The following is a 12,526-nucleotide window of genomic DNA, read 5'->3' as shown; positions in this document are numbered from 1 at the left end:
CGGGCTTAGGGCTGGTAGGCGGGAGCGGGCAGTCCGGGCACGGCGACGCGCACCTGCAGTACGCGGCCGCTGAGCGGCATGGCGGCCAGTTCTTCCGCAGGGCGCTTGCTGGCGGTAGTGATGTAGAGCGTTTTCAGGTCCGCGCCGCCAAAGGCAACCATGGTAGGGCAGCGCACCGGCAGCACGATTTCGTCGAGCTGCTCGCCCGAGGGCGACAGCTTGGCGATGCGGCCGCCTTCAAACATCGCCACCCAGTAGTTGCCTTCGCTGTCCACGGCCGCGCCGTCCGGACGGCCGCCGTAGTTGTTGGCCTTGTCGGCCGAGAACTGGTGCAGCACCTGCGGATTGGACTGCGTGCCGCTGGCCAGGTCGAAATCGTAGCGCGTGACGCGGTGGGCGGCGGTGTCGGCGTGGTACATGGCGCTGCCGTCGGGGCTGAAACCGAGGCCGTTGGAGTTGGTCATGCCGCCGGACCAGGCCAGGCGTACCTGGCCGCGCTCCAGCACATACATCTCGGCGGCCTGCTTGTCGCGCGGCTCGTAGATGGTGCCTACCCAGAAGCGGCCCGCGGCGTCCACCTTGCCGTCGTTGAAACGGGTAGTGGTGGTGTCGTAGGGCGCGGGCGCGATGGCGTGCAGCGTGCCGTCTTCCGGATTGAATTGCATAAAGCCGGCGCGGGTGGCGACGGCCAGGCCGCCGCCGGCGCTCATGGCCAGCGCGGACGGCTCGCTCGCCATGGGCCACTTGCGGTGCTCGCCGGTGGAGGGCTTCAGGCTGTGAATGGCGAAGCCTTCGATGTCCACCCAGTACAGGGTCTGCTCGCCGTGGTGCCACAGCGGGCTTTCGCCCACCAGCATGGTTTCGGCGCTGAATGCTTCCACGTAGTAGCTCATCCGGCTCACCGCAGGTTCTGCGCGGCTTTCGCCAGCGCGATCAGGCCGTTGGTGGAGCTGTCGTGGCGCGCGGGCTGCGCTTCGCCGGTCAGCTCGGACTGGATGTTCTTGGCCAGCACCTTGCCCAGCTCCACGCCCCACTGGTCGAAACTGTTCACGTCCCACAGCACGCCCTGCACAAAGGTCTTGTGCTCGTACAGCGCGATCAGCGCGCCCAGCGCGGCGGGGCTCAGCACGTCCACCAGGATGGTGTTGGACGGACGGTTGCCGGGGAAGGTCTTGTGCGGCGCCAGCTCGTCGATCTGCGCGGCGGGCAGGCCTTGGGCCTTCAGTTCGGCGCGCACTTCGTCCTCGGTCTTGCCGGTCATGAAGGCTTCCGACTGGGCGAAGCAGTTGGCCAGCAGCGCGTCGTGATGGCCGGGATGGTCGTGCGTGGGGCGCAGCGCGGCGATGAAGTCCATCGGCACGATGTCGCTGCCCTGGTGCAGCAGCTGGAAGTAGGCGTGCTGCGCGTTGGTGCCGCATTCGCCCCAGACCACCGGGCAGGTCGGTGTATCGACCGGCGCGCCGTTGCGCGTGACGCGCTTGCCGTTGCTCTCCATGTCGAGCTGCTGCAGGTAGGCCGGGAAGCGGTTCAGGTCCTGGTGGTAGGGCGCGATGGACAGCGAGGCGCAGCCCAGGAACTGGCGGTTCCAGAAGCCGATCAGGGCCAGCAGCACCGGCAGGTTCTGCTCCAGTGGCGCGATGCGGAAGTGCTCGTCCAGCTCGTGCGCGCCGGCCAGGAAGTCGCTGAAGTAGCCGAAGCCGACCGCCAGCGCGACCGGCAGGCCGATGGCCGACCAGACGGAGTAGCGGCCGCCGACCCAGTCCCAGAAGGGGAACATATTGTCGGCGTCGATGCCGAAGGCAGTGACGGCCTGTGTGTTGGTGGACACGGCCACGAAGTGCTTGGCCAGCGCCGCTTCCGTGCCGTGCTGCAGGAACCAGCTGCGCGCGGTCTGCGCGTTGAGCATGGTCTCGGCGGTGGTGAAGGTCTTGGAGGCGATGATGAACAGCGTGCTGTCCGGATTGACCTGGGCCAGCACGGCGTCCAGGTCGTGGCCGTCCACGTTCGACACGAAGTGCATCTTCAGGCGCGGATGGGCATAGGAGCGCAGCGCCAGGCAGGCCATTTTCGGGCCCAGGTCCGAGCCGCCGATGCCGATATTGACGATGTCGGTGATGGCTTTGCCGTTGTGGCCCAGCCAGGAACCGTTGCGCACCTTGTCGGTGAACACGCGGACGCGGTCCAGTACCGCATGCACGTCGGCCGCCACGTCCTGGCCGGCCACATTCAGCTCCTTGCCGCGCGGCATACGCAGCGCCGTATGCAGCACGGCGCGGCCTTCGGTAGTATTGATTTTTTCGCCCGCGAACATGGCGTCGCGGCGCTGCACCAGGCCGCGCGTGCGGGCCAGGTTGGCCAGCAGGGCGATGGTGTCGGCCGTCAGGCGGTTTTTCGAATAGTCGAGATACAGGCCGGCGGCGTCCAGCGACATGTCGGCAAAGCGCTGCGGCTCGGCGGCGAACAGCTGGCGCAGGGTCTTGTCCTGGATGTCGATATGGTGGGCGGCGAGGGCTTGGTAGGCGGCGGTCGTGGTGAGGGCGGGCTGGCGCATAATGGTTGGCTCGGGGTCGGCACTGGGTTGCTGGGATATTGTTCATAATACAGTAAAAAGAGGTAAATTCACTACAAAATGTCTAGCGAACCGCCTCGGCGCTGGTGCTGCGGGCTGATGCCGGGGCTGGTTTTCGTACCGTTTTGCTAAATCAGACGGTGCATTCCACTATTTTTGTAGTAAAATTTCACGTAATTACTTCATAAGGAACGATCATGGCGGTGCATCCTGTACTTGAAACCGTAACGGCGCGGATAATCCAGCGCTCCCGGCCATCGCGCGGCGCCTACCTGGCGCACCTGGAGGCGGCCCGCGTCAAGGGGCCGCAGCGCGGCGTGCTGGCCTGTACCAATCTGGCGCACGGATTCGCCGCCTTCCCGGCCAACGACAAGCTGGCGCTGAAAGAGCTGAAGAAGCCCAGCGTGGCGATTGTGTCGGCCTACAACGACATGCTGTCGGCGCACCAGCCCTTCGAGGGCTTCCCGGCCATCATCAAGGACGCCGTGCGCAAGGTTGGCGCGGTGGCGCAGTTCGCCGGCGGCGTGCCCGCCATGTGCGACGGCGTGACCCAGGGCCAGCCCGGCATGGAGCTGTCGCTGTTCTCGCGCGACGCCATCGCCATGGCGGCCGGCATCGCGCTGTCCCATAATATGTTCGACTCGGCGGTCTACCTGGGCGTGTGCGACAAGATCGTGCCGGGCCTGCTGATCGGCGCGCTGCACTTCGGCCATCTGCCCGCCGTGTTCGTGCCGGCCGGCCCGATGACCACCGGCCTGTCGAACAAGGAAAAAGCCGCCATCCGCCAGCGCTACGCGCAAGGCAAGGCCACCCGCGACGAGCTGCTGGAAGGCGAATCGCAGTCCTACCACGGCGCAGGCACCTGCACCTTCTACGGCACCGCCAACAGCAACCAGATGCTGATGGAAGTGATGGGCCTGCACCTGCCGGGCGCCGCCTTCATCACCCCCGGCACGCCGCTGCGCGACGCGCTCACCGCCGCCGCAGCCCAGCGCGCGGCGCAGATCACCGAGCAGGGCGAGTACCTGCCGGTGGGCCGCATCGTCGATGAGAAATGCATCGTCAACGCCGTGGTGGGCCTGCTGGCCACCGGCGGCTCCACCAACCACACGCTGCACCTGGTGGCCATCGCCAAGGCGGCCGGCATCGTGATCGACTGGAACGACTTCGACGAGCTGTCCAATGTGGTGCCGCTGCTGACCCGCATCTACCCGAACGGCGACGCCGATGTGAACCACTTCCACGCCGCCGGCGGCACCGGCTTCGTGATCCGCGAACTGCTGGACGCCGGCCTGCTGCACGACGACGTGACCACCATCCTGGGCAAAGGCCTGCGCGCGCACTGCACCGAGCCTTTCCTGAACGAGACCAACGACGGCGTGGTGTGGAAAGACGCCGTGGCCGAAAGCGGCGACGAGAAAGTGCTGCGCAAGCACACCAATCCGTTCTCGCCGGACGGCGGCATGGTGCTGGTGCAGGGCAACCTGGGCCGCGCCGTGATGAAGGTGTCGGCAGTGAAGGAAGAGCACCGCACGGTGGAAGCGCCGGCGCTGGTGTTCAACTCGCAGGAAGATTTCATGGCCGCCTACAAGGCCGGCAAGCTGGACCGCGACTTCGTGGCCGTGCTGCGTTTCCAGGGTCCGCGCGCCAACGGCATGCCGGAACTGCACGCGCTGACTCCGGCGCTGGCCAATCTGCAGGACGCCGGGCGCAAGGTGGCGCTGGTGACGGATGGCCGCATGTCCGGCGCTTCCGGCAAGGTGCCGGCGGCCATCCACGTGTCGCCCGAGATCCTGGCGGGCGGTCCGCTCGGCCTGGTGCGCGACGGCGACATCATCCGCGTGGACGCCTTCACCGGAACGCTGGAGGCGCTGGTGCCGACTGACGTGTGGCATGCGCGCTCGCTGGCCACGGCCGACCTGTCGCCGAACGGCGTGGGCATGGGCCGCGAGCTGTTCGCCATGTTCCGCAACAGCGTGTGCGAAGCGGAGAAGGGCGCCACCACGTTCTCGCTGCCGTCGCCGATCCCCACTACTGTGGGCCTGCATGAAGCCGACCCGGTGGGCAACACCGTGCCCGGTTCCGATGAAGACTATTCGATGAAGAAGGACTGACCATGACCCTGCTGGACATTATGCGCACCTCCGCCGTGATCCCCGTGATCGCGATCGACGATCCTGACCACGCCGTGCCATTGGCCAAGGCCCTGGTCGCGGGCGGCATCCGCGTGCTGGAAGTGACTTTGCGCACCAAGCACGGCCTGGGCGCGATCAAGGCCATGTCGGCGGTGGAAGGCGCCATCGTCGGCGTCGGCACCCTGACGCAGCCGGAAGAATTCGCCGCCGCGCGCGACGCGGGCGCCGTGTTCGGCGTGTCGCCTGGCCTGACCCCGGCGCTGATCGCCGCCGCCAAGAGCAGCGGCCTGCCGCTGCTGCCTGGCGTGATGACCCCATCCGAAGTGATGGCCGCGCGCGAGCAGGGCTTCCAGCAGCTGAAGCTGTTCCCGGCAGTGCCGGCGGGCGGCGTGGGCATGCTGAACGCGCTGGCCGGTCCGCTGGGCGACATCACCTTCTGCCCGACCGGCGGCATCTCGATCGAGACCGCGCCGCAGTTCCTGAAACTGAAGAACGTGGCCTGCGTGGGCGGCTCCTGGCTGACCCCGAAAGACCTGATGCAAGCCGGCGACTGGGACGGCATCACCGCCCTGGCCAAAGCCGCCAGCGCGCTGCGGTAAGCTCTGGACTGCGCAGTGGTCGGCTTCTTCGGCTGGTCTGCGCGGCCCTGATGCGGGTTTCACTTCACCCGGTGCAGGCACCGGGTGACCGACCAGTCTACCGTTGACTGGTCAATGGCGGCATGCACCGGCGAGCCGGCCAGTTCTGTGACGATGCCATGCACGGCGCGTTCGGCGTGCATGACGGATGTCCACAGCAGCATGTCGGTAACGATGCCGTTCGCGTTTTGACTGACGCGGCGGAGGATAAAGCCGGGCTGCTGTTCCAGCCAAGCATCCACGTCCTGGTTGGCGGCGATGAAGTCTTTCATCGACACGCCGGCGGCCAGGCGGAAGTTGGTGATCTCGAGCGCCTCTGCTATTGGAGACTTCGGCATGGTGATGCTCCTTTTCAAGTCAGATGATGTAGCCGCCAGCAACTTCGATGTTTTGTGCATTGACCCAGGCCCCGTCGTCGGTAAGCAGCATGCCGATTACGCGTGCCACGTCCTCCGGCTCGCCGACGCGGCCAAGGGCGGTTTGCGACGCCAGCAGCGCTTCAAAATCCTTGTTCAGGCCGCCCCCCAGCTCGGTTCGGATGGCGCCCGGCGCGACCGAGTTGACGCGGATGCGGCGCTCGCCGAACTCCTTGGCCATGTAGCGCGTCAAGACCTCCAGTCCCCCCTTGAAAGCCGCATAGGGGGCCACGCCGGGCGTGGCCACGCGGGTGGTGGCGCTGCTGAGGTTGACGATGGCGGCGCCTTGTCTCATCAATGGTTGCAGGGCCTGGGTCAAGAAGAACGGGCCTTTGAGGTGGACGCTCATCAGGCTGTCGAATTGCGCCTCGCTCACGGTCGCAATGGGATTGAAGAGCCCATGGCCGGCGTTGTTTACCAGTCCGGCCAGCTCGGTCATGCCCCACACATCGGCCAGGAGGCCTTCCACCGCGCTGCGAAAGCCGGTGAAGCTGGTGGCATCGCTGATATCCAGCTGCAGGGCTGCCGCCTTGCCACCCTCTTGTGTGATCCGCCGCACCACCTGGTCGGCCCGCTGCGCCTGGCTGTGATAGGTGAGGATGACGTCCAAGCCGCGGCGCGCACATTCCAGTGCGGTGGCGGCGCCGATACCGCGGCTGCCGCCGGTGATGACAACAATGTTCGCTTGATTCACTTGATGCTCCGATGAGTTGTGGTCGAGAGCCGCAACGATAAAGAATCCGGCGAAGGCCGGCTTGCCGGTTTATGCCTGAAACCTGTCCATTCCTGCTTTTTTGATTGCGGTTCGGGGCCTGGCTGGGGTTTAATCCGGAAATGGAAAATCAATTGAACGAACTGCGTGCGCTCGCCGCCGGGGCCGAGAATCGCCGGACTGAAACCGGCATTCCGCGAGTTGCCATGGTGCAGGGCGCAATTCCGCAGCACCAGCTGTCCGCAGTCTACGACCCCATGATCAACCTAATTCTCAGGGGTGGGAAGTGCATGGTGGTCGGTGGACGCAGCCTGCACTACGACCCGGCGACTTACTTTGTCATGTCGGTGGGGCTGCCCGCCGCGGGCACTGTGCATCCGGCTAACAATGGAGAGCCCTACCTGGCGGTGAGTTTGACGCTGGATGCCGGCTTGATAGCCAACCTGCTGGGCGACCTGCCTGAAACTGCCTGGAAGCTGGGTGGCAGGTCCGCGTTCTCCGTAGCGCCGGTGACGCCGGAACTGCTCGATGCGTGGGTGAGGATGCTGCGGCTGATGCGCTATCCCACCGACATTCCTGCGCTGGCGCCGGTGTATGAGCGGGAGATTCTCTACCGCGTATTGCAGGGGCCGATGGGCTGGATGCTGCGCGACATTGCGGTACCCGACAGTGCACTGGCTCGCGTCAACCTCGCCATTCAGCAGATCCGCCGTGGCTATGCTGCGCCGTTGCGGGTAGAGGACCTGGCCCGCAGCGCCGCGATGAGCGTGTCAGCCTTTCATCGCCACTTCAAGGCGGTCACGGCGTTGAGCCCTGTGCAATATCAAAAGCAGATCCGCTTGTTGCAAGCCCGTACCCTTCTGGTGGCCGCAGGCTACAGCGTTACCGCTGCGGCGCATGACGTGGGCTATCAGAGCTCGACGCAGTTCAGTCGGGAGTACGCTCGCGAGTTCGGCCTGCCGCCGGGCCGGGACGCGGCGAGGATTACGCGCGACATGAGATCGTGAAGCGCTAGTGCGCGGAGACGCAGTTGCGGCCGGCGCGTTTGGCTGCGTAGAGGGCGCGGTCGGCGGCGCCGATCAGGGCGGGGACGTCGAACGGCTGCTCGGGGCTGTGCGTGGCCACGCCCACGCTGACCGTCACTAGCCGCTTGCCTTCGGCCGCGTAGCGGTGCTCAAGATCCAGCGCCAGCACCCGCTGGCGCAAGCTCTCCGCCATTTTGATGGCCTGCTCGGCGTCCGTGTCCGGCAGGATGATGGCGAATTCCTCGCCGCCGTAGCGCGCCAGCAGGTCGGTGGAGCGGTGCAGCATGGCCGTCAGCGCGGCCGATACCTGGATCAGGCACTGGTCGCCATGCTGGTGGCCGTAGTGGTCGTTGTAGGCCTTGAAGAAGTCGATGTCTATCATCAGCAGCGACAGCTTGCCGCCGTTGCGCTTGGCACGGCGCTGCTCCTTGTCGATGGCGACATCGAAATGGCGTCGGTTGGCCACGCCGGTCAGGCCGTCCGAGAAGGTCTGCGAGCGCAGCACCATGGCCTGCTCGCGCAGCACCTTCTCGCGGTTGGCGGCGATGCTCACGTCGGTGATCTGTATCAGGCAGTGGCGCTCCCCGGCGCCGGCCGCCATCGTCACCGGCGTGACGGCGATGGCTTGCTGCAGGCGTTCGCCGCGCGCCGCCGCAGAGCGGTTGGCGTGCAGCGGGAAGGGCGACTTGTTCAGCGTCTGCGACAGCAGCGAGGGGAAGTTGCTCACCAGCGCCTGCTGGATGGCCATGCCGATGCGCTGGCTGCGCATCTCCGGGAACAGCGTGTAGAAGTCGCGGCACAGCACATCGCTGGCCGGCATGGCGGAGTACTGCTCCATCCAGCGGTTCCACAAGACGATGCGGCCCTGCGAGTCCAGCACGATGGCGCCCAGGTGGACCGCGCCCAGCACACTCTCGAGCAGGCCGAGACGGTTTGCTTCCAGTTCCATGGTCAATTGCTGCCCATCACGCGGCGCAGATAGAGATTGATCTGCTCCTTCAGGTCGCGCAGCGCCGACACGTCCAGGATGAAGGCCACGTAGCCGTGGATCTGGTGCATCTCGAGGATGAAGTCGATGTGCAGCATCATCACCACCGAGTCGGCGGCGCTGCCGGAGGCGCTCAGGATGTCCTCGCTGGTGCCCACGTGGTACACCGGCAGCGAGCCTTGCAGCTCCTGCTCGAAGATGTTGGCCAGCGTGCCGACGCAGGAATTCAGGATGATGTTGCCGATCTCGCTCATGGCCTCCTGTTCCATCTCGGTCAGCTCGGACAGCGGCACCAGCTCGCCCACCATCAGGCGCACGATCTCCAGGCTTTTATCCTCGGGGAACATGAGGATGGCTTCGGTCTCGAACGCGCCGGCATAGTGCTGGCTCACGCCGCAGATGCGCTGCGCCTGTTCGCCGCGGTGGCCCAGCAGGGCGGCGGCATCGGCGCGGTTCAGGAAGCTGATCGAGGGCACCGACATGGTCACCGCCTCGTTGACGATGCCGCTCATGGCGGCGGCGGCCTGGCCCACGCCGATGTTGAAAATTTCGACCAGCGCGTCGTGTTCCAGTTCGGACAGGGTGAAGGACATTAGGCCTCCAGCGGCGCGATCAGCTGGGCCACGCGCGCCTCGGTGATGGGTTTTTCCATGAAGGCCACGCCGATTTCGGCGGCCCGGTTGCGGGTGGCGGTCTGCACGTTGGCTGTCAGCAGCGAGATGTGGGTGTGCGGCAGGCGCGCGCGCAATTGCTCGGCGGCGGCCAGGCCGCCCATGCCGGGCATGTTCACGTCGATCAGGATCAGGTCGGGCGTGTAGCCCTCGATTTTTTGCAGCGCTTCTTCGCCGGAGGCGGCTTCTTCCACGATCCAGCCGGCATGCATGCTGAGGATGTATTGGCGCGCCATCAGGCGCGAGACGCGGCTGTCGTCGACGACCAGTATCTGTTTGACGGACTCCATGCGCTTTCCTGGCGGGCTATGTCTGGGAGCTTATTCTCGCATAAACACGCGGGGGCGCGGTGGCGATCCGCTAAAATAGCGGCAATTCGATTTCCCGCATTCCTACTCTTAATTTTTTATCATGACCCAAGACGAACTGAAACAAGCCGTAGCCCGCGCCGCCATCGCCCACGTGGAAGGCGACATCATCGGCGTCGGCACCGGCTCCACCGCCAACTTCTTCATCGACGAACTGGCCAAGATCAAGCACCAGATCAAGGGCACGGTGGCTTCCTCGGAAGCGACCGCCGCGCGCCTGGCCGCGCACGGCATCGCTGTGCTGGACCTGAACGACGTGGCCGAAATCGCGGTCTACATCGACGGCGCCGACGAGATCACCGAGCAGGGCGCCATGATCAAGGGCGGCGGCGCGGCGCTGACGCGCGAGAAGATCGTTGCTTCCGTGTCGAAGAAGTTCGTTTGCATCGCCGACGGCTCCAAGCTGGTGGATGTGATGGGCAAGTTCCCGCTGCCGGTGGAAGTGCTGCCGATGGCGCGCAACGCCGTGGCGCGCCAGCTGGCCGCGCTGGGCGGCCAGCCCAAGCTGCGCCTGAAGGCCGGCACCGACGAGGCCTTCGTCACCGACAATGGCGGCAACATCCTGGACGTGGCCGGCCTGGCCATCACCGATCCTAAAGGCCTGGAAGCGCAGATCAACCAGATCGTCGGCGTCATCGCCGTGGGCCTGTTCGCTGCGCGCGGCGCCGACGTTTGCCTGCTGGGCACCGCCGACGGCGTGCGCACGCTGACCTTTTAATCCCTCCCCAGGACGTCTATGAAACGCTTGCTGTTGCTGTCGGTCGTGGTGTTGAGTGCCTGTTCGCAGTTGCCGTTCAAGCAGGACCAGGAGCAGGAAGCCGAGGCGGCCCGGCGCGCGGCCACGGTGCGCAAGCCCGTGGTGTCCGAGCTGGCCAGCGACGGCAGCAAGCGCGTGGCGGTGGACGGGGTGGAGATAGAAAAAGTGGTCTTCCGCGCCGGCGCCTCGTCGGCCACGGTGGAGCGCATGGCGCGCAAGGCCGGCTGCGACGGCAACGGCGGCCCCGGCGCCGGGCTGCTGTCCGAGCCCGGCCCGGTGGAGGTCTACCGCATGATGTGCAGCAACGGCACGGCCTACCTGGCCAAGTGCGAGCTGCGGCAGTGCAAACCTTTGCAGCGATAAAAAAAGGCGCCGCTGGCGCCTTTTTTTATTCCGCCGGCGGTACGTAGCCGGCTGCTGCGTCGGCGCCGTCGCCGAAGAAGTGCTTTTCCATCTGCGTGGCCAGGTATTTGCGCGCGCGCAGGTCGGCCAGGTTCAGGCGGTTCTCGTTGACCAGCATGGTCTGGTGCTTGAGCCAGGCGCCCCAGGCTTCTTTCGAGACGGACAGGTAGATCTTCTTGCCCAGTTCACCCGGGTAAGGCGGGAAATCCAGGCCTTCGGCTTCCTTGTTCAGTTTGATGCAATGGACGGTGCGGGCCATCTTTGGTGCTCCTAATGCGGTGTGGTGAAACCGTGATTATAAGGTTTTAATCAGAACCTGGGATTTGCGCTGCCAGTTATACATGCGCTGGCGGTCCTTCGGCAGCGCGTCCACCGTGGCCGGCACGAAGCCGCGCTTGATGAACCAGTGCGCCGTGCGGGTGGTGAGCACGAACAGCTTGGACAGCCCCAGCGCGCGGGCGCGGTTTTCCATGTGCTTGAGGATGCGCTCGCCGTCGCCCTGGGCTTGCACGTCGGGGTTGACGGTCAGGCATGCCATTTCGGCCATTTTTTGTTCCGGGAAGGGGTACAGCGCGGCGCAGCCGAAGATCACGCCGTCGTGCTCGATGACGGAGAACAGGTCGATTTCCCGTTCGATCAGCTCGCGGCCGCGCTTGACCAGCGTGCCGTCCGCTTCCAGCGGTTCGATCAGCTTGATGATGCCGCCCACGTCTTCGATCGTGGCCTGGCGCAGCGATTCCAGGTTTTCGTGCGAGATCATGGTCCCCACGCCATCGTGGGTGAACAGTTCCAGCAGGGCCGAGCCGTCCATGGCGAAGGGCACGATGTGGGAGCGCTCCACGCCGTTGTTGCAGGCCTTGACGCAGTGCTTCAAGTAAAATGCGGTGGCGTCGGGCAGGAAGCCGGCCATCAGCACGGCTTCGGCCTGGTGCGAGGACAGCTCGCGGATCTCGGCGCCGGCGGCGTCGGTCATCATGTCCGTTTCGGTGATGAAGATCAGCTTGTCGGCGTGCAGGGCGATGGCGGCGCTGCAGGCCACGTCTTCCATGGTCAGGTTGAAGGTCTCGCCGGTGGGCGAGAAGCCCAGCGGCGACAGCAGCACCAGGCCGTCCGAACCGAGGATGGAGTGGATGGTCTCGGCGTCCACCTTACGGGTGATGCCGGTCAGCTCCAGGTCCACGCCGTCTATCACGCCGAGCGGGCGGGCGGTGATGAAGTTGCCGGAAATGATGCGGATGGCCGCATTGGACATGGGCGTGTTGGGCAAACCCTGGCTGAACGCGGCCTCGATGTCCAGGCGCAGCTCGCCGGCCGCTTCCTTGGCGCATTCCATGGCGGCGGTGTCGGTAATGCGCACGCCGTTGTGGAAACGGCCTTCCACATTGCGCAGCGCGAGCTGTTCGGCCACCTGCGGGCGCGAGCCGTAGACCACGGTCACGTTGATGTCGAGCGCCTGCAGCAGCGACAAATCATGGGCCAGCACCGGCAGGGCGCCAGCCGATACGAGTTCGCCGGGAAAGGCGACCACGAAGGTCTTGCCGCGGAAAGCGTGGACGTAGGGCGCGACGGAGCGCAGCCATTGGACGAATTGGGTAGGGTTTTCCATTTGCCGCATTATAATTCGGTGCGCGGTTTTCGCGCCAAATACTAGTAAAAAACATGTCAGAAGCCAGCAAGAAGCCACCAGTTTCCACTCCGCAGCAGCCATCCACCGCTCCCGCCGCCAACGCAGCCGCCTCTCGCGGCGATACGCCCGCTGTGACGCGCGCGCCACAAGGGGGGCAACGCGGCGCCCAGCGCGGCGGCCAGCAGGGCCAGGCCGGACGCGCCGCACGCGCCCCGGGC

At 65.7% G+C, this 12,526-nt stretch carries 15 protein-coding genes; 6 read left to right on the top strand and 9 right to left on the bottom strand.

The features are described 5' to 3' along the window. Positions 1–5: 5 nt before the first annotated feature. On the bottom strand, positions 6–893 hold the full coding sequence (locus GTP77_RS18465) for an SMP-30/gluconolactonase/LRE family protein (RefSeq protein ID WP_228893555.1): 888 nt from the start codon (positions 891–893) through the stop codon (positions 6–8). 5 nt (positions 894–898) lie between these two features. Next, positions 899–2,551 (bottom strand): glucose-6-phosphate isomerase, encoded by a 1,653-nt coding sequence (gene pgi / locus GTP77_RS18460; protein ID WP_161073619.1) that lies wholly within the window; start codon positions 2,549–2,551, stop codon positions 899–901. 215 nt (positions 2,552–2,766) lie between these two features. Here pgi and edd point away from each other — a divergent pair, with 215 nt between their 5' ends. Together edd and eda are read left to right on the top strand one after the other, a co-directional pair. Further along, positions 2,767–4,683, top strand: coding sequence for a phosphogluconate dehydratase (edd, locus tag GTP77_RS18455; protein WP_161073618.1), 1,917 nt, complete (start codon positions 2,767–2,769; stop codon positions 4,681–4,683). A 2-nt stretch (positions 4,684–4,685) separates the two neighbouring features. Beyond that, the gene (gene eda, locus GTP77_RS18450) at positions 4,686–5,303 is read left to right on the top strand and encodes a bifunctional 4-hydroxy-2-oxoglutarate aldolase/2-dehydro-3-deoxy-phosphogluconate aldolase (protein ID WP_187358764.1); all 618 of its coding nucleotides are present in this window, start codon (positions 4,686–4,688) and stop codon (positions 5,301–5,303) included. Between the two features lie 59 nt (positions 5,304–5,362). Here the strand turns inward: eda and GTP77_RS18445 are convergent, their stop codons facing one another. Further along, positions 5,363–5,680 (bottom strand): hypothetical protein, encoded by a 318-nt coding sequence (locus GTP77_RS18445; RefSeq protein ID WP_161073617.1) that lies wholly within the window; start codon positions 5,678–5,680, stop codon positions 5,363–5,365. A gap of 19 nt (positions 5,681–5,699) precedes the next feature. Then, positions 5,700–6,452, bottom strand: a complete 753-nt coding sequence (locus GTP77_RS18440; RefSeq protein ID WP_161073616.1) for an SDR family NAD(P)-dependent oxidoreductase — start codon at positions 6,450–6,452, stop codon at positions 5,700–5,702. A gap of 152 nt (positions 6,453–6,604) precedes the next feature. Here GTP77_RS18440 and GTP77_RS18435 point away from each other — a divergent pair, with 152 nt between their 5' ends. Then, complete coding sequence (locus tag GTP77_RS18435) at positions 6,605–7,477, top strand: AraC family transcriptional regulator (RefSeq protein ID WP_228893550.1); 873 nt, start codon at positions 6,605–6,607, stop codon at positions 7,475–7,477. A 4-nt stretch (positions 7,478–7,481) separates the two neighbouring features. Here the strand turns inward: GTP77_RS18435 and GTP77_RS18430 are convergent, their stop codons facing one another. Genes GTP77_RS18430 through GTP77_RS18420 form a run of 3 tightly spaced genes read right to left on the bottom strand, consistent with a single transcriptional unit; the run spans position 7,482 to position 9,444 of the window. Continuing rightward, the gene (locus GTP77_RS18430; protein ID WP_161073614.1) at positions 7,482–8,444 is read right to left on the bottom strand and encodes a sensor domain-containing diguanylate cyclase; all 963 of its coding nucleotides are present in this window, start codon (positions 8,442–8,444) and stop codon (positions 7,482–7,484) included. Positions 8,445–8,446: 2 nt separating this feature from the next. Then, on the bottom strand, positions 8,447–9,076 hold the full coding sequence (locus GTP77_RS18425; protein WP_161073613.1) for a chemotaxis protein CheC: 630 nt from the start codon (positions 9,074–9,076) through the stop codon (positions 8,447–8,449). After that, entirely contained in the window at positions 9,076–9,444 is a 369-nt protein-coding gene (locus GTP77_RS18420; protein ID WP_161073612.1) for a response regulator, read from the bottom strand. Before GTP77_RS18420 ends, GTP77_RS18425 begins: the two co-directional genes overlap by 1 nt. Before the next feature lie 121 nt (positions 9,445–9,565). Here GTP77_RS18420 and rpiA point away from each other — a divergent pair, with 121 nt between their 5' ends. Together rpiA and GTP77_RS18410 are read left to right on the top strand one after the other, a co-directional pair. Then, positions 9,566–10,240 (top strand): ribose-5-phosphate isomerase RpiA, encoded by a 675-nt coding sequence (gene rpiA, locus GTP77_RS18415; protein ID WP_161073611.1) that lies wholly within the window; start codon positions 9,566–9,568, stop codon positions 10,238–10,240. Positions 10,241–10,258: 18 nt separating this feature from the next. After that, a complete protein-coding gene (locus tag GTP77_RS18410) occupies positions 10,259–10,642 on the top strand; it encodes a hypothetical protein (RefSeq protein ID WP_187358763.1) in 384 nt (127 codons plus the stop codon). A 25-nt stretch (positions 10,643–10,667) separates the two neighbouring features. Here GTP77_RS18410 and GTP77_RS18405 read toward each other — a convergent pair whose 3' ends face one another. Continuing rightward, positions 10,668–10,940: an oxidative damage protection protein gene (locus tag GTP77_RS18405; protein ID WP_161073610.1), complete on the bottom strand. Its 273-nt coding sequence runs from the start codon at positions 10,938–10,940 to the stop codon at positions 10,668–10,670. Positions 10,941–10,976: 36 nt separating this feature from the next. Continuing rightward, entirely contained in the window at positions 10,977–12,287 is a 1,311-nt protein-coding gene (argA, locus tag GTP77_RS18400) for an amino-acid N-acetyltransferase (protein WP_161073609.1), read from the bottom strand. Positions 12,288–12,340: 53 nt separating this feature from the next. Between argA and GTP77_RS30365 the strand changes: the two genes are divergently transcribed. Beyond that, positions 12,341–12,526, top strand: a 186-nt coding sequence (locus tag GTP77_RS30365; protein WP_223149367.1) for a hypothetical protein, incomplete at its 3' end; no start/stop codon positions are given.

This window comes from Pseudoduganella aquatica (assembly GCF_009857595.1).
In the GTDB taxonomy this organism is placed as follows: domain Bacteria; phylum Pseudomonadota; class Gammaproteobacteria; order Burkholderiales; family Burkholderiaceae_D; genus Rugamonas; species Rugamonas aquatica_A.
This window is presented reverse-complemented; position numbering and strand designations above follow the sequence as displayed.